The organism is Delftia sp. CH05 (assembly GCF_009827015.1).
Taxonomy (GTDB): domain Bacteria; phylum Pseudomonadota; class Gammaproteobacteria; order Burkholderiales; family Burkholderiaceae_C; genus Comamonas; species Comamonas tsuruhatensis.
This window is the reverse complement of the sequence record NZ_WUMG01000048.1, coordinates 1-17,704: the sequence shown is the minus strand read 5'-3', so window position 1 is coordinate 17,704 and position 17,704 is coordinate 1. Positions and strand designations below refer to the sequence as shown.

Annotated in this window: 15 protein-coding genes and 1 tRNA gene; 9 read left to right on the top strand and 7 right to left on the bottom strand. The window is 65.8% G+C overall.

The window, feature by feature from the left end; genetic code table 11:
- Positions 1–58: 58 nt before the first annotated feature.
- Positions 59–2,689: an alpha-ketoglutarate dehydrogenase gene (gene mdeB / locus GRX31_RS25430; RefSeq protein ID WP_160855456.1), complete on the top strand. Its 2,631-nt coding sequence runs from the start codon at positions 59–61 to the stop codon at positions 2,687–2,689.
- Positions 2,690–3,011: 322 nt separating this feature from the next.
- Positions 3,012–5,192, top strand: coding sequence for a c-type cytochrome (locus GRX31_RS25425; protein WP_160855454.1), 2,181 nt, complete (start codon positions 3,012–3,014; stop codon positions 5,190–5,192).
- Between the two features lie 241 nt (positions 5,193–5,433).
- Here the strand turns inward: GRX31_RS25425 and GRX31_RS25420 are convergent, their stop codons facing one another.
- Positions 5,434–6,189, bottom strand: coding sequence for a sulfite exporter TauE/SafE family protein (locus GRX31_RS25420; protein WP_231574442.1), 756 nt, complete (start codon positions 6,187–6,189; stop codon positions 5,434–5,436).
- A gap of 126 nt (positions 6,190–6,315) precedes the next feature.
- Between GRX31_RS25420 and GRX31_RS25415 the strand changes: the two genes are divergently transcribed.
- On the top strand, positions 6,316–7,284 hold the full coding sequence (locus GRX31_RS25415) for a LysR family transcriptional regulator (RefSeq protein ID WP_071954826.1): 969 nt from the start codon (positions 6,316–6,318) through the stop codon (positions 7,282–7,284).
- Here the strand turns inward: GRX31_RS25415 and GRX31_RS25410 are convergent.
- From GRX31_RS25410 to GRX31_RS25390, 5 genes are all read right to left on the bottom strand, one after another.
- A complete protein-coding gene (locus GRX31_RS25410; protein WP_017405651.1) occupies positions 7,275–8,144 on the bottom strand; it encodes a zinc-dependent peptidase in 870 nt (289 codons plus the stop codon). The genes GRX31_RS25415 and GRX31_RS25410 overlap by 10 nt on opposite strands.
- On the bottom strand, positions 8,141–9,016 hold the full coding sequence (locus GRX31_RS25405; RefSeq protein WP_160855452.1) for a UDP-2,3-diacylglucosamine diphosphatase: 876 nt from the start codon (positions 9,014–9,016) through the stop codon (positions 8,141–8,143). Before GRX31_RS25405 ends, GRX31_RS25410 begins: the two co-directional genes overlap by 4 nt.
- A 157-nt stretch (positions 9,017–9,173) precedes the next feature.
- The gene (locus GRX31_RS25400; RefSeq protein WP_016450537.1) at positions 9,174–9,680 is read right to left on the bottom strand and encodes a peptidylprolyl isomerase; all 507 of its coding nucleotides are present in this window, start codon (positions 9,678–9,680) and stop codon (positions 9,174–9,176) included.
- A 57-nt stretch (positions 9,681–9,737) separates the two neighbouring features.
- Positions 9,738–10,325 (bottom strand): peptidylprolyl isomerase, encoded by a 588-nt coding sequence (locus tag GRX31_RS25395; protein ID WP_016450536.1) that lies wholly within the window; start codon positions 10,323–10,325, stop codon positions 9,738–9,740.
- A gap of 147 nt (positions 10,326–10,472) precedes the next feature.
- Positions 10,473–11,006 carry a tetratricopeptide repeat protein gene (locus tag GRX31_RS25390; protein WP_160855450.1) on the bottom strand — a complete coding sequence of 178 codons (534 nt, stop codon included), beginning with the start codon at positions 11,004–11,006 and terminating at the stop codon, positions 10,473–10,475.
- 204 nt (positions 11,007–11,210) lie between these two features.
- On the opposite strand from GRX31_RS25390, the gene cysS reads away from it, so the two are divergent.
- The 6 genes from cysS (at position 11,211) to GRX31_RS25360 (ending at position 17,244) form a co-directional block, all read left to right on the top strand.
- On the top strand, positions 11,211–12,596 hold the full coding sequence (gene cysS, locus GRX31_RS25385; protein WP_047325717.1) for a cysteine--tRNA ligase: 1,386 nt from the start codon (positions 11,211–11,213) through the stop codon (positions 12,594–12,596).
- 49 nt (positions 12,597–12,645) lie between these two features.
- Entirely contained in the window at positions 12,646–13,455 is an 810-nt protein-coding gene (locus GRX31_RS25380) for a DNA-3-methyladenine glycosylase family protein (protein ID WP_016450533.1), read from the top strand.
- Between the two features lie 83 nt (positions 13,456–13,538).
- The gene (locus GRX31_RS25375; RefSeq protein WP_012204428.1) at positions 13,539–14,516 is read left to right on the top strand and encodes an acetyl-CoA carboxylase carboxyltransferase subunit alpha; all 978 of its coding nucleotides are present in this window, start codon (positions 13,539–13,541) and stop codon (positions 14,514–14,516) included.
- Between the two features lie 108 nt (positions 14,517–14,624).
- Positions 14,625–15,656 carry a tRNA lysidine(34) synthetase TilS gene (tilS, locus tag GRX31_RS25370; protein WP_160855448.1) on the top strand — a complete coding sequence of 344 codons (1,032 nt, stop codon included), beginning with the start codon at positions 14,625–14,627 and terminating at the stop codon, positions 15,654–15,656.
- Between the two features lie 176 nt (positions 15,657–15,832).
- On the top strand, positions 15,833–17,098 hold the full coding sequence (locus GRX31_RS25365) for an aspartate kinase (RefSeq protein ID WP_016450530.1): 1,266 nt from the start codon (positions 15,833–15,835) through the stop codon (positions 17,096–17,098).
- A 53-nt stretch (positions 17,099–17,151) separates the two neighbouring features.
- Positions 17,152–17,244, top strand: a tRNA-Ser gene (locus GRX31_RS25360).
- Positions 17,245–17,499: 255 nt separating this feature from the next.
- Here the strand turns inward: GRX31_RS25360 and GRX31_RS30925 are convergent.
- The coding region (locus GRX31_RS30925; RefSeq protein ID WP_209801177.1) for a hypothetical protein at positions 17,500–17,704 on the bottom strand (205 nt) is incomplete at its 5' end.

Genomic DNA, 17,704 nt, shown 5'->3' with positions numbered 1-17,704 from the left:
GTTTCCCTTATCCATGAACGGCTGCTCATGCCGGTCCGCCAGTCCTAAAGTGGCGGGCATGAACGCACCCACGCCGCTGGCCACGCTGGCCGATATCGATACCGATCCCCAGGAAACCACCGAATGGCGGGAGGCCTTCGCGGCCCTGGTCGCCGCCGAGGGGCCGCAGCGCGCGCGCTTCGTGCTCGAAGAGCTGGCGCGCATGGCGCGCGAGCAGCGCCTGGGCTGGCAGCCCGACCTGAATACGCCCTATGTGAACACCGTGGCCGCGCAGCAGCAGCCGGTGTTTCCGGGCGACCTGGCCATGGAGGAGCGGCTGGCGTCCATCATGCGCTGGAATGCGCTGGCCATGGTGGTGCGCGCCAACCAGGCCTATGGCGAGCTGGGCGGGCACATCGCCAGCTACGCCAGCGCGGCCGACCTGTTCGAGACCGGGTTCAGCCATTTCTTCCATGCCCGGGAGGGGCTGGCGCCGGGCCAGCACCGAGGCGACCTGGTGTTCTTCCAGCCGCACAGCGCCCCCGGCGTGTATGCGCGCGCCTTCCTGGAAGGGCGGCTGAGCGAGCAGGACCTGCAGCACTATCGGCAGGAGATCAGCGCGCCGGCCGCTGGCGCGCAAGGCCTGTCCAGCTATCCCCATCCCTGGCTGATGCCCGACTTCTGGCAGTTCCCGACGGGCTCCATGGGCATAGGCCCCATCAGCAGCATCTACCACGCGCGCTTCATGCGCTATCTCACGCACCGCCGCCTGCTGGACTGCCAGGAGCGCAAGGTCTGGGGCGTGTTCGGCGACGGCGAGATGGACGAGCCCGAAAGCATGAGTGCCCTCACGCTGGCCGCGCGCGAGGGGCTGGACAACCTGGTCTGGGTGGTCAACTGCAATCTGCAGCGCCTGGACGGCCCGGTGCGCGGCAACGGCCGCATCGTCGATGAACTGGAGCGGCTGTTCGCCGGCGCGGGCTGGAACGTGGTCAAGCTGCTGTGGGGCAGCGACTGGGACGGGCTGTTGGCTCGCGACATCACCGGCACCCTGGCACGCACGCTGGGCGGCACGGTGGACGGGCAGATGCAGACCTTCGCCGCCAAGGACGGCCGCTACAACCGCGAGCATTTCTTTGGACAGAACCCCGAGCTCGCCGCCCTGGCCCAGGGCCTGACGGACGAGCAGATCGACCGCTTGAAGCGAGGCGGCCATGATCTGGTGAAGATCCATGCGGCCTATGCAGCGGCTGCCGCCCATCGCGGCCAGCCCACGGTGATCCTGGCCCATACCAAGAAGGGCTACGGCATGGGCTCGGCCGGGCAGGGCAAGATGACCACGCACAGCCAGAAGAAGCTGGACGAGACCGACCTGATCGAGTTCCGCAACCGCTTCAACCTGCCGCTGAGCGACGAGCAGGCCAAGGGCCTGGCCTTCCACAAGCCTGCCGATGACAGTGCCGAGATGCAGTACCTGCGCGAGCGCCGAACGGCCCTGGGCGGCGCACTGCCGCGCCGCGAAACGGTGTGCGACCGCGTGCCCGTTCCAGCGCTGGAGCAATACGCCCAGTTCGCGCTGGCGCCTGCCGGCAAGGAAATGAGCACCACCATGGCCTTCGTGCGCATGCTGGGCAGCCTGCTCAAGGATGCGCAGCTGGGCCCGCGCATCGTGCCCATCGTGGCCGACGAGGCGCGCACCTTCGGCATGGCCAACCTGTTCAAGCAGGTGGGCATCTACAGCAGCCTGGGCCAGCGCTACGCGCCCGAGGACATCGGCTCGGTGCTGTCCTACCGCGAGGCGCTGGACGGCCAGATCCTGGAGGAGGGCATCAGCGAGGCCGGTGCCGTCGCCAGCTGGACGGCGGCGGCCACCAGCTACAGCGTGCACGGCCTGGCCATGCTTCCGTTCTACATCTACTACTCCATGTTCGGCTTCCAGCGCGTGGGCGACGCCATCTGGGCGGCGGCCGACCAGCGGGCGCGCGGCTTTTTGCTGGGCGCCACCTCGGGCCGCACCACGCTGGGCGGAGAAGGCCTGCAGCACCAGGACGGCTCCAGCCATCTGGTGGCGGCCACCATTCCCAACTGCAAGGCCTGGGACCCCGCGCATGCGGGCGAGCTGGCCGTGATACTGGACGCCGGCATGCACGAGATGCTGGTCGAGCAGCGCGACGTTTTCTACTACATCACGCTGATGAACGAGAACTATGCCCAGCCCGACCTGCCCGCAGGCGCTGCCGAAGGCGTGCTGCGCGGCGCCTATGTGTTCAGCCGCTTTGGCGATGCGGACCGTGCCACGCAGCATGTCACCTTGCTGGGATCGGGCGCCATCCTCACCGAAGTGCTCAAGGCCGCCGAGCAATTGGCCAGCGAGGGCATGGCCGCCACCGTGGTCAGCGTGACCAGCTGGAGCGAGCTGGCGCGCGATGGCGTGGCCTGCGAGCAGCGCATGCTGGCGGGCGAGGCACCTGGCCAGCCCTGGATCGCGCAGCTGCTGCAAGGTACGCAGGGCCCGGTGATTGCCGCCACCGACTATGTGCGCGCGGTGCCCGAGACCGTGCGCGCCTTCCTGCCCGCAGGCCGCCGTTTCCTCACGCTGGGCACGGACGGCTTCGGCCGCAGCGACACGCGTGCGGCGCTGCGCGGCTACTTTGGGGTGGATGCACACAGCGTGGCGCAGGCCGCGCGCCGGATGATCCACGCGGGTTGAGCCGAGCCTGTCCACGCACCCGGCATCCCCGGGATGTACACATGGCGGCCCCTTCGCGGGGCCGCTTTGCATGGCTGCGCCCCCATTTGCGCCGCCACTTTTCCTGTGGATGGATTAAGCCCGCGTTAAATGCGCAAGTGGCTTATCTTTTTCGTCGGCTTGCATCAAAAAATAGGGTGATTCCACTAGAATTTGTATATATAAGAAGATATTGCGCAAAGAGATTGATATTTGCTGCAATGGTTGCATGCGTTGGGTGGAATATCTCGTCAATATCCGATTTTCTCTTTCAATAATAATTTATTTCACGGGATAGAAGACGATGAAACTCTCGCTCAAGCAAGGCCTGCTGTGCGTGGCCGTGCTGTCGGCTGCCGCATGGCAGCTCGCCATCTCGGCGCCGGCGCCCGAGGTGGATCATGCGCAAATGCCGCAGATCATCGATGACCTGCCCGCCGACTATGCGGCGGACCTGACCGCCGAGCAAAGAACCCTGGTAGACCGTGGTCGTTATATCGCGCGACTCGGTGATTGCGTGGCCTGCCATACCGGAAATAAAACACAGCCCATGGGCGGTGGCCTGGCGCTGGAGACGCCATTCGGCAAGATCTATTCCACCAATATCTCGCCCGACGCCGATACGGGCATGGGCAAATACAGCTTCGAGCAGTTCGACCGCGCCATGCGCAAGGGCGTGGCAGCCGATGGCCGCAACATGTACCCGGCCATGCCCTATCCCTCCTACGCCAAGATGACGGCCGAGGACATGCAGGCCCTGTACGCCTACCTGATGCAGGGCGTGGCGCCCGTGAAGGCGGCCAACAAGGAGTCCGACCTGGGCCTTCCCTTCAACCAGCGCTGGGGCCTGGCGCTGTGGAACTGGGTGTTTCTGGATGACGCGCCCTTCCAGCCCCAACCGCAGCAAACTGCCCAGTGGAACCGGGGCGCCTACCTGGTGCAGGGCCTGGGCCACTGCGGCGCCTGCCATACGCCGCGCGGCGTGGGCTTCCAGGAAAAGACCATGACCGGCGAGGGCCGCAAGGGCGAGTACTTCCTGGCCGGCGAGACCGTGGAGAACTGGCGCGCACTGAGCCTGCGCGACCTGTGGACACCCGAGGAGACCGCCCAACTGCTCAAGACCGGGCGCAACAGCCACGGCACGGTCTCCGGCAACATGGTCGATGTGGTGCAGCACAGCACCCAGTACATGAGTGACGAGGACCTGCTGGCCATCGGCATCTATCTGAAGTCGCTGCCCGCAGGCAAGAACGACCTGCCCATGCAGGTGGCCCAGGGGCCGGGGCCGGTCATCGCCCCGCATCCGGCGTCGCAGGCCTCCGTGCATGCACCGTCCGCCGCCTCGGCAGTGTCTTCCGACGTGCCTGCCGATCTCTACGCCAGCCGGGGTGGCCTGGGCTATCTGCAGTTCTGCGCCGACTGCCACCGTGCCGATGGCGGTGGCGTGAAGGATGTGTTCCCGCCGCTGGCCGGCAATTTCTCGCTGCAGTCGCAGGACCCGTCCACCCTGATCCATCTGATGCTGGCGGGCTGGAAGGCGCCCGTCACGCAAAGCCATGCACGGCCGCTGACCATGCCGGCCTTCGCACAGCTCAAGGATGCGGAGATCGCCGACATCCTCAACTTCGCCCGCAGGAGCTGGGGCCGTGCCGATGCGCGCGAGATCCATGCCAAGGAGGTGCAATCCATGCGCAAGCAGCTCGATGCCAAGGGCGAAAGCGCACGCCCCTTCGAGACGCCGCGCCTGGCCGCCATGCTGGACGAATCCAACGCGAAGCAACTGGTCTACGGCGCCCGCCTGAACATAGAGACGCGTGACCTGCTGCCCAGGAATGTGGGCAATGCGCTGAATTGCGCCAGCTGCCATCTGAACGCGGGCACGGTGGCCGATGGTTCGCCCTACATCGGTGTCTCGGCCTTCTTCCCCGGCTATGCGCCGCGCGCGGGCCGCGTCATCACGCTGGAGGACCGCATCAATGGCTGCTTCCTGCGCTCCATGAACGGCAAGCCGCTGCCGCTGGAGTCCGACGAGATCAAGGCCATGGTCGCCTACTTCGACTGGATGCGCCGCGAAACCAAGCCCGAGGACAAGGTCGAAGGCCGTGGCGTGGGCAAGATCAGCCAGTCCATCGTGCCCAACGTGGACAACGGCAAGAAGGTCTATGCGGCCCAGTGCGCGGTCTGCCATGGCGGCGAGGGCGAAGGCGTGAAGAATGCCAAGGGACAGTGGGTCTATCCGCCGCTGTGGGGTGACCAGTCCTTCAACATCGGTGCGGGCATGGCGCGCACCTATACGGCAGCGGCCTTCGTCAAGCGCAACATGCCCATCGCCTTCCATGGCAATTTCCCGCTGGGCCAGGGCGGCCTCAGCGACCAGGAGGCCGTGGACGTGGCCGAGTACTTCAGCCACCAGCCGCGCCCGGACTTTGCCAACAAGCACAAGGACTGGCCCAAGGACAAGAAGCCGGCCGACGCGCGGTACTGATGCGCCATCGAGGGAGAAGAAGGCGTTCCCGCCACGCGGCGGGCGCTTGAAGGCGGGGCAGGGAGCGATTCCTGCCCCGCCTTTTTTCGAGGGCAGTGCCCAGTCTTGCGCGCGCTGCAGATCCTTATTGGCGGCGGCCAGTTCATTGCCCAGCCCCTGCACGTGTTGCTGCCGTTGCCTGGTCATCTGCTGCAGCCGGCAGGCTTGGTTCCAGGCCTTCCCGGCAGCGCGTTCGGCGCGCTCAGCCCGCGCGCTGCAGCAGCACCGGCACCGAGGAGGCCAGCAGCGCCACGCCGGACAGGCACAGCAGGCCCAGCACGATCTGCCGGAAACGCATCTCGCTGATGCCGATATAGAGCCTGGAGCCCAGCAGCGATGGAATGAGCATGGCCGGCGCCACGATGGCGAACAGCGGCAGCATGCTGCGCGCGACCATGCCGGTGCCCAGGTAGGTGGCCATGGTCACGGCCAGCATGGACAGGTTGAAGTTCTGGATGACCGAGCGCTGCTCATCCTTGGGGTAGCCGCGCAGCGTGCACCACAGCGTGGGCAGCGTGCCCGTGAAGCCGCCCAGTCCGCCCATCACGCCGCCCGCCAGGCCCACGGCGCCGTCTGCCACCCGACCGCCGCGCGCCAGCCTGGGCAGGCGGGCCGACAGCAGCATCACCGGGCACCACAGCACCAGCATGCCGCCCAGCAGGGCCTTGAACCAGGCCATGTCCAGGTGCGGCAGCAGCAAGACACCCAGGGGTATGCCGGCAAGACCGCCCAGGATGAAGGGCAGCAGCTTTGCCAGCGCAAACCCGCGCCGCACGGTGATGGCCGACAGCACCTGGCCCAGCAGCGAGCCGAAGACGGTGAGCACGGCTGCATCGCGCGGCTCCAGCACCCAGGCCCAGAACGACATGGCCACCATGCCGAAGGCAAAGCCCGACAGGCCCTGCACGAATCCGGCCGCCGCCGCGCCCAGCGCGATGATGAAAAACATGCCATCCATGGTCTGCCTGGTCCTTTCGTTCTGGGTGTGCAAGACGCCGGAATTCTGGAACGCATGCATAAGCAGAAATTCGTTTGTTTTTATTGTTCAATATGGTTTTGCTTATGACGCGCCACGCCTGAAGCCATGCCGCAAAACCGCACTGCATCGACCACTGCCCAACTGGCCCACCGCATGGCCACGCGTTTGAAGATGAAGCATTTGCTGCTGCTGCGCTCCATCAGCGAGCTGGGCACGCTGACCCGCGTGGCCGAGCGCATGGCCACCAGCCAGCCCGCCGTGACCCAGGCCCTGGCCGAGCTGGAGTCATTGTTCGGCGCGCCCCTGTTCCTGCGTTCTGCGCGCGGCATGGAGCCTACGGAGCTGGGCGCGCTGGTGCTGGCGCGCGCCCGGGGCATGCTGGCCGACCTGGACCATTGGGCCCACGACATCGAGGCCGTGGGGCAGCAGCGTGCGGCGCACCTGCAGGTGGGTGTCATCCCCTTCCTGCCTGCGCGCATGCTGGCCGATGCCATCGGCAGGACGCGGCCGCAAGGCCGGCGCATCACGGTCACGCTGCATGAGGACACCAGCGACCGCCTGCTGCAAAAGTTGCGCGCACATGAGCTGGACTGCGTGATTGGCCGCGCCTCGGCCGTGCTGGACATGAGCGGCATACGGCACAGCGTGCTTTATGAGCAGGAGCCTCGCCTGATCGCCCACCGCAGCCTGGCCACGCGGCTGGGGCGCCGGCCTCTGCAGTGGGCCGAACTCACGGGGCTTGACTGGGTGCTGGGCCAGCGCCGCACGCCCATGCGCGAGCAGATCACCGACTTTTTTCTGCGCGCGGGCGTGGAGCCACCGCCGCCGTTTGTGGAAACGCTCTCGGCCAAGGTGATCGGCGAACTGGTGGCGGCCAATGAGCGGGCCGTGTCCATCGTGCCGGCCGACATTGCCGAGGAACTGGTGCGCATCGCGGGCGTGGGCATCGTGCGCCACCGTTTCGGCTGGACCCTGCCACCCATCACCCTGTTCGAGCGCAAGGCGGGCGGGCAGTACGAGGAGCAGCGCCTGTTTGCCCAGGCGCTGAAGGAGGTTTGCTCCGATCAGGGGTGACGGGTGGCCGGCTTGAAGAGCGCAGCCAGCAGCGGCTCCAGCGTGGGGAATTCCAGGGCAAAGCGGGCGCGGTCCACGAAGAAGGCTTCGCAGGCCACGGCGAAGAATTCGGCGGGCGCCGTGGCGCCATAGCCGTCCAGCCAAGGCCATTCGCCGCCAAAGCGTTCGGCGATGGTGATCTGCTCACGGAAGGCGTCGTAGGCCGGCGCCCAGGCGGCCTGCCATATCTCGCGGGCCTGGCGCGCGGAGCCGCTGCCCATGAAACCGGGCGGCAGGGGCGGGCAGCCATCGGCGCCGCCGTTGCGCATGTCGATCTTGTGGGCGAATTCGTGGATCACCACGTTGGCGGCCTGGCCGCCGTGACCGTGGTGGCTGGCATGCGGCCCGCGGCCTGCGCCGATGGCCTGCCAGCTCAGCATGACGGGGCCGCCATGCATGGCCTCGCCCATGATCACTTCGTCGTAGTCGTGGATGACGCCGGCCTCGTCCATGCTCTGGCGCCGTGCCACGGCATCGCCCGGGTGCACCACGATGCCGACAAAGTCGTCATACCAGGACAGCGCGCCCTGCGGCTCGCCCCAGTGCAGCAGTGGCAGGCAGGCCTGGGCGGCAATCTCCAGCGCCATGGCGTCGCTCACTTGCAGGCCGTGCGCGCCGTGGAAGCGCTTGCGCTGCAGGAAGACGGCGGCCAGTGCGCGCAGCTTCGATTGCTCCTCCAGCGTCAGCGAGGAAAGAAAGGGGTAGGCGGCCAGTGTGGACAGCCACAGCGGCGCTGGTATCTCGGGCACCGGCGAGACGGCGGAGCGTGCGCGGCGGCCCAGCCGCCGGGCCCAGTGGCCCAGTTGTCGCCAGAGGCTCATCGTTGGGGCGCCTGTTCAAGTACTTCGGACAGCGGCAGGCGCCGCAGGCCCTGGCCCTGCTCCCAGCGCAGCACTTCGGCGCGCGGCACGGCGGCTGCCAAATCCCAGTCGCTGAGCACCACACGCCGCAGGCCATCGCTCAGTTCATGGTCGGCCGGGCGGTGCGTGTGGCCGTGGACCAGGGTGGCGGCGCGGGCGGCGCGCAGCCAGCTGCACGTGGCCTCGGCATCCAGGTCGGCATAGGTGGGCATGGCGGCGGTGTGGCTGGCGGAGGGGGAGGCTGCGTCCGCTCCGGCCGATTCACGTTTGCGCGATTCGCTCTCCTGCCGGATGCCGCGTGCCTGCTCGCGGCGCAGCGGCAGCGGCTGCGCCAGGAAGGCCGCCTGCCACGCGGCGGAGCGCGCCATGGCGCGAAAGCGCTGGTAGTCCGTATCGTCCAGGCACAGGGCATCGCCATGGCTGAGCAGGATGCGCTGGTCGCCGCAGTCGAGCACGGTGGGGTCGGCCAGCGTGGTCGTGCCGCACAGCGCATCGAACTGCGCTCCGGTCAGGAAGTCGCGGTTGCCCTGCATGAAGAACAGCGGCCTGCGGGCGGCGGCCTCGCGCAGGGTGGCGGCGCAATCGGCCTCGAAACTGCCGGGATCCAGCAAGGCGTCGTCGCCCACCCAGACTTCGAACAGGTCACCGAGCAGAAAGACGGCATCGGCCTGCGTGGCGTGCAGGTAGCGGCGAAAGGCCTGCACGGTGGAGGGCTCGCAGGCCTGCAGGTGCAGGTCGGAGATGAAGTCCAGCGTGCGCCAGGCCGCGGGCAGTGTCCATTCGGCCGCAATGGGCGGCACGCAGGGAGGGCGAGGTGCGGCAGTCTGGGCCATGGGCGGGTGCGCGCCCGGCAAGGGCGCTGCATGAAGGCTGGGGAAGGCTCTGGAGCAGGGCTGTTGTCCATGTGCACGGCCAGGGGCGGGCCATGTGCATGGACAACAGGGCGGCTGCACGCCAAGGGGGCAGCCGCCTTGTCGGGAGGGCGCCTGATTACAGGGCCACGGCCTTTTCGATGATCACGTCATCCTTGGGCACGTCCTGGTGGCCGCCGTTGCGGCCGGTCTTCACGCCGCGCAGCTTGTCCACGATCTCGGTGCCCTTGACCACCTTGCCGAACACGGCATAGCCCCAGCCCTGGGCGCTGGGCGAGGTGTGGTTCAGGAAGCCGTTGTCGGCCACGTTGATGAAGAACTGGGCGGTGGCCGAGTGCGGGTCGCCGGTACGGGCCATGGCGATGGTGTACTTGTCGTTCTTCAGGCCGTTCTTGGCCTCGTTCTCGATGGGCGCATCGGTGCCCTTTTGCTTCATGCCGGGCTCGAAGCCGCCGCCCTGGATCATGAAGCCATCGATGATGCGATGGAAGATGGTGTTGTCGTAGTGGCCCTTGTTCACATAGGCCAGGAAGTTCTCGGTGCTCTTGGGGGCCTTGGCGGCGTCGAGTTCGAGGGTGATGACGCCGTGGTCGGCGATGTGGAGTTCGACTTGGGGATTGCTCATGGCGATTCCTTGTTGGGTGGAGGGCAGGGGCGTGCCACGCTGGGCGCGGCGCGCGGTTTACTTGACTTCGGTGGCCGAGAGGATGGTCACCGGCTTGGTGGGTACATTCTGGTGCATGCCCTGGTTGCCCGTGGCCACTGTGCGGATTTTGTCCACCACATCCATGCCCTGGACCACGCGGCCGAAGACGGCGTAGCCGTGTCCGTCAGGCTTGGGTGCGTTGAGCATGTCGTTGTTCACCACGTTGATGAAGAACTGCGAGGTGGCCGAGTTGGGATTGCCCGTGCGCGCCATGGCGATGGTGCCCCGGTCATTCTTGAGACCGTTGTCCGCTTCCAGCGGAATCGGCGCGCGCGTGGGCTTTTCCTTGAGGCTGGCGTCCATGCCGCCGCCCTGGATCATGAAGCCGTCCATCACGCGGTGGAACACCGTGCCGTCATAGTGCTTGTCGCGCACGTACTGCATGAAGTTGGCCACGGTCTTGGGGGCCTTGGCCTCGTTCAGCTCCAGCACGATGTCGCCCATGCTGGTCTTGAGCTGCACCTTGGGTGTGGCGTTCTGCGCCATGGCGGGCAGGGCGGTGCAAAGGGAAGCGGCCAGGGCCATGCCGGCCAGGGAAAGCGACGCAATGCGGCGTGTGGTCATGCAAATCTCCTGAGAAAGCCAAAGGGCTGGGGGATGGAGTGGGAAAACCGGGGCAGGTTCCTGTGCGTGCGCGCAGGCGTGGCAAGACCCAAATGGCGTGCAGACCGCCGTGCCTGGGCGCCGGGGTGCGCGTGTGGGCCGTGTCTTCTATTTGGCGCCGGTGACTGGAGCCAGCAATTCGCGCAGCAGCTTGAGCTTGGGCCGCACGCTGGCAGCACGGCCGTCCAGGCCTTGTGCCTTGCCGTAGGCCTCGTAGGCCAGGCGGGCGTGGATGTCGCCCAGATTCTCGTAGGCAACGCCGTAGTTGGGGTTGTTGCGCACGGCCGACTCCAGGGCAGAGCGGGCCTTGTCGAGCTGGTTCTGGCCTGCGTAGATGACGGCCAGGTTGTTGTAGGGCTCGGGAAGCTCGGGGTAGTCCTCGATGAGCTGGTTCAGCGCGGCGATGGCCTCGTCGGTCTTGCCACTGTCGGTCAGGGCCACGGCCTTGAGAAAGCGCATCTGGGGGTCGCGTGCGTTCTTGGCAAGATAGGCTTCGGCGCGTGCCAGGGCCTGGGTGCTTTTGCCGTTGCGCAGCAACTGGTTCACTTCCGTATAGTCGTCGGCGTGGGCGTGGCCTGTTGCGAGCAGGGCCGCCAGTGCCGCGAGGCGCAGGGCGGAGCGAAACGAGTTGCGTAGAGGCATGTAGGTGCTTTCGGGGCCTCGGGGAAACGCCCCGCGGCGCGGGCTTATACTGCTGTGAATTGTAGCTGAGGGGTGTGCTGGGTCACACGGGCTCTGCGCCTGCCGCTCCTGCTCCCTGCTGAGCATGCCTGCATCGGCGCCAAGGGTCCGGCGGCGCGTGGGACGCGCCCCCTGCAGCGGCCCTTTCTCCCCTGATGAACATCCATGAGTTTGCGTATCTACAACACGCTGTCGCGTGCATTGGAAGCGTTTTCGCCAATCGAACCGGGCCATGTGCGCATGTATGTGTGCGGCATGACCGTGTACGACCTGTGCCACCTGGGACACGCGCGCTCCATGGTCGCTTTCGACGTGGTGCAGCGCTGGCTTCGGGCCAGCGGAAATCGCGTGACCTATGTGCGCAACATCACCGATATCGACGACAAGATCATCCGTCGTGCCGTGGAGAACGGCGAGACCATTCGTTCGCTGACCGACCGCATGATCGACGCGCTGCACCAGGACGCCGACGCCCTGGGCATCGAACGCCCCACGCATGAGCCGCGCGCCACCGAATACGTGCCGCAGATGCTGTCCATGATCGGCCGCCTGCAGGACAAGGGCCTGGCCTACCAGGGCAGCGATGGCGACGTGAACTTTGCCGTGCGCAAGTTCCCCGGCTACGGCAAGCTGTCGGGCAAGTCGCTGGACGAATTGCAGGCCGGCGAACGCGTGGCCGTGCAGGACGGCAAGCAGGACCCGCTGGACTTCGTGCTGTGGAAAAGCGCCAAGCCCAGCGAGCCCGACGAGGTCAAGTGGGCCAGCCCCTGGGGCGCGGGCCGGCCGGGCTGGCACATCGAGTGCTCGGCCATGGGCTGCGAAATGCTGGGCGAGAGCTTCGACATCCACGGTGGCGGTGCCGATCTGCAGTTCCCGCACCACGAAAACGAGATTGCCCAGAGCGAAGGCGCGACCGGCAAGCCTTTCTCGCAGGTCTGGATGCACAACGGCTTCATCAACGTGGACAACGAGAAGATGTCCAAGTCGCTGGGCAACTTCTTCACCATCCGCGACGTGCTCAAGGAGTACGACGCAGAGACCGTTCGCTTCTTCGTCGTGCGCAGCCACTACCGCAGCCCGCTGAACTACAGCGACGTGCATCTGAACGATGCGCGCGGCGCGCTCAAGCGCCTGTACACGGCGCTGAGCCTGGTGGCGCCTGCCGAGGTCGCCATCGACTGGAGCCATCCCGCTGCCGCACGCTTCAAGGCGGCCATGGACGAGGACTTCGGCACGCCCGAGGCCGTGGCCGTGCTGTTCGAGCTGGCTGCAGAAGTCAATCGCAGCAAGAGCGCCGAGACGGCGGGCCTGCTCAAGGCCCTGGCCGGATGCCTGGGCTTGCTGCAGGGCGACCCCCAGGCCTTCCTGCAGGCAGGAGCGGCAGATGTGGATGCCGCCGCCATCGAGGCGCAGATTGCCGCGCGCGCAGCCGCCAAGGCGGCCAAGGACTGGGCCGAGGCCGACCGTATCCGCAAGGCGCTGCTGGAACAGGGCATCGTGCTCAAGGACTCCCCTGCAGGCACGACCTGGGAGGCAGCCGCCAAGGGCTGATCCGTATGCCTTGCCAGACGTGCCGCGCCAGGTGCGGGGAGGTGCTTTGATGGCCTCCGCCAAACCCCTGGACACCATGGATTTCGAGCAGTTGCCGCTGGTGGCCGATCTGCCCGTGCCCGAACAGCAACCGGCCCCGCTGCCGGTGGTGACGCTGGGCGCGCGCGCAGGCTCGCCGCCTGCCGCCGCAGCGGCCGCTGCCGCCACGCCCAAGGCCAAGATATCGCTGCCCGCGCCGCCCGAAGGCGCGCCTGCCTACTGGGCCGAGGCCTGCCGCCAGCTCGTGCGCCGCGACCGCGTGATGAAGCGCCTGATCCCGCGCTTTGCCCACCTGGCCCTGCAGCCCGGTGGCGATGCCTTTGCCACGTTGGCGCGCTCCATCGTGGGCCAGCAGATCTCGATGAAGGCCGCGCAGACGCTGTGGAACAAGTTCGCACGCCTGCCTGCGCGGATGGCGCCTGACCTGGTGCTCAAGCTCAAGGTGGACGACATGCGCGCCGTGGGCCTGTCCGCCCGCAAGGTGGACTACCTGGTGGACCTGGCCATGCATTTCACCGAGCACCGCCTGCACCAGGACGACTGGCAGGGCATGAGCGACGAAGCCATCGTGGCCGAGCTCATGTCCATCCGCGGCGTGGGCCGGTGGACGGCCGAGATGTTCCTCATCTTCTACCTGCAGCGGCCCAATGTGCTGCCGCTGGACGATGCAGGCCTGATCTCGGGCATCAGCCAGAACTATTTTTCAGGCGACCCCGTCAGCCGCAGCGAGGCGCGCGAGGTTGCCGAGGCCTGGAAGCCGTGGTGCACCGTGGCGACTTGGTATATTTGGCGCTCGCTCGAGACGCAGCCTGCCGCCTGAAGACAAACCGATCACACCCGATCAACCCCCGTTTTCCGGCCGGAACGCATGCACCGTGCCTGGCTGGGACAAGGAGAAACAAGTTGGCGAAAAAGAACTTTCTGGATTTTGAGCAGCCCATTGCCGAGCTCGAATCCAAAATCGAGGAACTGCGCTACGTGCAGACCGAAAGCGCAGTCGACATCTCGGAAGAGATCGAGCAGCTCAGCAAAAAGAGCCTGCAGCTGACCAAGGACATCTACAGCGACCTCTCGCCCTGGCAGATCACCAAGATCGCGCGCCATACCGAGCGTCCCTACACGCTGGACTATGTGCGCGACTGCTTCACCGACTTCATCGAGATGCACGGGGACCGGCACTTCGCCGACGACCAGTCCATCGTGGGCGGGCTGGCGCGCTTCAATGGCATTTCCTGCATGGTCATCGGCCACCAGAAGGGCCGCGACACCAAGGAGCGCACGCTGCGCAACTTCGGCATGACGCGCCCCGAGGGCTACCGCAAGGCGCTGCGCCTCATGAAGACGGCAGAGAAGTTCGGCCTGCCGGTCTTCACCTTCGTGGACACGCCTGGCGCCTTCCCCGGAATCGAAGCCGAAGAGCGCGGCCAGTCCGAAGCCATCGGCCGCAACATCTACGAAATGGCCCAGCTGCAGACCCCCATCATCACCACCGTCATCGGCGAAGGTGGCTCGGGCGGCGCCCTGGCCATTGCCGTCGCCGACCAGGTGTTGATGCTGCAATACGCCGTCTACTCCGTGATCAGCCCGGAAGGCTGCGCCTCCATCCTTTGGAAGACCGGCGAAAAGGCCCAGGACGCTGCCGATGCCATGGGCATCACGGCCCACCGCCTCAAGGCCCTGGGCCTGGTGGACAAGATCGTCAACGAGCCCGTGGGCGGCGCCCACCGCGACCCCAAGCAAATGGCCGCCTTCCTCAAGCGTGCGCTGGGCGATGCGTACCGCCAGCTGGCCGACCTCAAGCCCAAGGAGCTGCAGGACCGCCGCTACGAGCGCCTGCAAAGCTACGGCCGTTTCGCCGATACCAAGGCAGACAATCGCTGAAGGCCGGCGCCACGCTCTGGCACACTGAACGGCTCCCCCTGGGAGCCGTTTTCTTTTTGTGCCGGGACTCGGCCTGAGTTCTGACATACCTGATCCAAGCCTGTGGAAATGCCGATCACCGACCTGCCGCAGAACCTGCCGGACACCTCATCAGACGCCGCGTCAGACGTCGCGTCAGGCGCCGCCTTGGGTGCTGCCATCCAGCGCTTTGCGCCACCGCTGCCGCTGGCCGTTGCCTTCAGCGGCGGAGCGGACTCCACTGCGTTGCTGCTGGCCTGCGCCGAGCGCTGGCCGGGCCAGGTCGTCGCCATCCATGTGCACCACGGTTTGCAGTCGGCCGCCGATGCCTTTGTGCTCCAGTGTGAAAAAACCTGTGCGCAGCATGCCGTCCCCTTGAAGATCTGCCGCGTGGATGCGCGCCACGCGTCGGGCCAAAGCCCTGAGGATGCGGCGCGTCAGTTGCGCTACGCCACGTTGATCAAGGCCGCCACCGAGCCCTGGCCTGCGCAGGGTGGTGTGCCCATGCCTGCCGTTCGCAGCCTGGCCCTGGCGCAGCATGCCGACGATCAGGTCGAGACGCTGCTGCTGGCACTGTCGCGCGGCGCCGGCGTTGCGGGGCTGGCCGCCATGCCGGCGCAGTGGAGCAGGGCGGGACTTGCGTGGTATCGACCGCTGCTTGATCTGCCTGGCCAGGTATTGCGGGACTGGCTTGCTGCGCGCGGCCAGGAGTGGGTGGAAGACCCTTCCAATGCCGATGCCCGCTACACCCGCAATCGCATCCGCGCCCAGTTGCTGCCGGCGTTGCACCAGGCCTTCCCCCAGTTTCGCGCCACCTTTGCGCGCAGCAGCCGGCATTGCGCCGAAGCGGCCGAGCTCCTGCAGGAGATGGCCCAGGCCGACCTGGGTGCGGTGGGCAACCCGCCCCGCATCGCCGCATTGCAGGCGCTGAGCCCAGCGCGCCAGGCCAATGTGCTGCGCCACTGGCTGCGCAGCGTGCATGCCACCACCCCGAGCGCCGCGCAGCTCGATCAACTGCTCGCGCAGGTCGGCGTTTGCCGTACGCGAGGCCACCGCATCCATCTCAAGATGGGCAGGGGTTTTGTGCGGCGCCTGGGGTCAGTGCTCGATTGGTACAATTGACAGGTTTTGGTCCAACTTTGCACGAAAACCGGCGGCGCGCCAAAACCAAATGGCTTGCGCAAGACGGGTCTGGACGGACATTTCGCTACATGCGCAGTCCTCTTGAGCACCTGGCTTGCACAAGCACCCCCTGTCGTACAGCGCCGTGCCTAGCAGTTTCGTCACCCTGATATCCAATGGCACTGATCGTTCATAAATACGGCGGCACCTCGATGGGCTCGACAGAGCGCATCCGCAACGTTGCCAAGCGCGTGGCCAAGTGGGCTAGGGCCGGTCACCAGATGGTGGTCGTCCCCAGCGCCATGAGTGGCGAAACCAACCGTCTGCTGGGCCTGGCCAGCGAGCTGGCTCCCAGCTCGGCCAAAACGGCGTACTACCGTGAACTCGACATGCTCGCCTCCACGGGCGAGCAGGCGTCGTCGGCACTGCTGGCCATTGCGCTGCAGGCCGAAGGCCTGGAAGCCATCAGCTTCTCGGGCTGGCAGGTTCCCGTGCGCACGGACAGCAGCTTCACCAAGGCGCGCATCGAGTCCATCGATGACAAGCGCGTTCGCGCCGAACTCGACGCTGGCCGCGTGGTCATCATCACCGGCTTCCAGGGTATTGATCCCAACGGTCACGTCACCACGCTCGGCCGTGGCGGCTCCGACACCTCGGCCGTGGCCGTGGCTGCGGCGCTGAAGGCGGCCGAATGCCTGATCTACACCGACGTGGACGGCGTCTACACCACCGACCCGCGCGTGGTGCAGGCCGCCAAGCGCCTGAACACCGTGAGCTTCGAGGAAATGCTGGAGATGGCCAGCCTCGGCTCCAAGGTGCTGCAAATCCGCTCCGTGGAATTTGCCGGCAAGTACAAGGTGCCCATGCGTGTGCTCTCCAGCTTCACGCCCTGGGACATCGACCTGGAGGAAGAGTCCACCTCCGGCACGCTGATTACTTTTGAGGAAGACGAAAAAATGGAAAAGGCCGTCGTATCCGGCATCGCATTCAACCGCGGCGAAGCCAAGATCTCCGTTCTCGGCGTGCCCGACACCCCTGGCATCGCCTACGGCATCCTGGGCCCGGTGGCCGACGCCAACATCGAAGTCGATGTGATCATCCAGAACATCAGCAAGGAAGGCAAAACCGACTTCAGCTTCACCGTCAGCCAGGGCGACTACCAGCGCGCCATGGAACTGCTGCGTGACAAGGTCGTGCCTGCCCTGGGTGCCTCCGAAGTCGTCGGCAATCCCAACATCGCCAAGGTCAGCATCGTCGGTATCGGCATGCGCAGCCATGTGGGCGTGGCCTCCACCATGTTCCGTGCGCTGAGCCAGGAAGGTGTGAACATCCAGATGATCTCCACCTCCGAGATCAAGACCTCCGTCGTCATCGACGAGAAGTACCTGGAGCTGGCCGTGCGCGCGCTGCACACCGCCTTCGGCCTCGACAAGACGGAATAAAATCGATGTTTTGCCGAAACCGGCAAAAAAGCACGTTACAATAACGTCATTCCGGAAACGTGACCGAGTGGCCGAAGGTGCTCCCCTGCTAAGGGAGTATGGGGTGTAGAGCCTCATCGAGGGTTCGAATCCCTCCGTTTCCGCCAAAATCAAAAAGCCACCCGCAAGGGTGGTTTTTTTTATGAGAGGGTTGCTTCGGTGGCCTGATCAAGTGGCTGGGGCTGATGCTCTGGTTGCGGTGGCGAAGTTCTTCTTGTTGGCTTGTTGGGAAAACGTGCTACAATGCAAGGCTCTGCTGAAGAGAGCGATGCAGATCGCTGGTGTTGAAAAAATCGAAGAAATTTGATTGCAACGACGCTAAAAACTGTGCTAGAATTCAAGGCTTCGCTGATCGCAGCAAGTCAGAAGCAAAGAAGAAATTCTTCGCTTCGATCCTTAAAAATATACAGCCGATAAGCGTGGGCGTTTGAGGCGAACAGCCAAGTTCTTTGGAACTCGGCTCTTTGAAGCCAAAAAACGCTCATGAGAATAGAAGTGAAGTTCACTTCAATTCCGTTTTTATGAGTTAGTCGAAAGACTTTAAATTCAAGATCGAACTGTAGAGTT

Excerpts from the sequence above, each read along its gene's own strand:
- mdeB (WP_160855456.1), top strand. The coding sequence starts at position 59 with ATGAACGCACCCACGCCGCTGGCCACGCTGGCCGATATCGATACCGAT.
- GRX31_RS25425 (WP_160855454.1), top strand. The coding sequence starts at position 3,012 with ATGAAACTCTCGCTCAAGCAAGGCCTGCTGTGCGTGGCCGTGCTGTCG.
- GRX31_RS25420 (WP_231574442.1), bottom strand. The coding sequence starts at position 6,189 with ATGGATGGCATGTTTTTCATCATCGCGCTGGGCGCGGCGGCGGCCGGA.
- GRX31_RS25415 (WP_071954826.1), top strand. The coding sequence starts at position 6,316 with ATGCCGCAAAACCGCACTGCATCGACCACTGCCCAACTGGCCCACCGC.
- GRX31_RS25410 (WP_017405651.1), bottom strand. The coding sequence starts at position 8,144 with ATGAGCCTCTGGCGACAACTGGGCCACTGGGCCCGGCGGCTGGGCCGC.
- GRX31_RS25405 (WP_160855452.1), bottom strand. The coding sequence starts at position 9,016 with ATGGCCCAGACTGCCGCACCTCGCCCTCCCTGCGTGCCGCCCATTGCG.
- GRX31_RS25400 (WP_016450537.1), bottom strand. The coding sequence starts at position 9,680 with ATGAGCAATCCCCAAGTCGAACTCCACATCGCCGACCACGGCGTCATC.
- GRX31_RS25395 (WP_016450536.1), bottom strand. The coding sequence starts at position 10,325 with ATGACCACACGCCGCATTGCGTCGCTTTCCCTGGCCGGCATGGCCCTG.
- GRX31_RS25390 (WP_160855450.1), bottom strand. The coding sequence starts at position 11,006 with ATGCCTCTACGCAACTCGTTTCGCTCCGCCCTGCGCCTCGCGGCACTG.
- cysS (WP_047325717.1), top strand. The coding sequence starts at position 11,211 with ATGAGTTTGCGTATCTACAACACGCTGTCGCGTGCATTGGAAGCGTTT.
- GRX31_RS25380 (WP_016450533.1), top strand. The coding sequence starts at position 12,646 with ATGGCCTCCGCCAAACCCCTGGACACCATGGATTTCGAGCAGTTGCCG.
- tilS (WP_160855448.1), top strand. The coding sequence starts at position 14,625 with ATGCCGATCACCGACCTGCCGCAGAACCTGCCGGACACCTCATCAGAC.
- GRX31_RS25365 (WP_016450530.1), top strand. The coding sequence starts at position 15,833 with ATGGCACTGATCGTTCATAAATACGGCGGCACCTCGATGGGCTCGACA.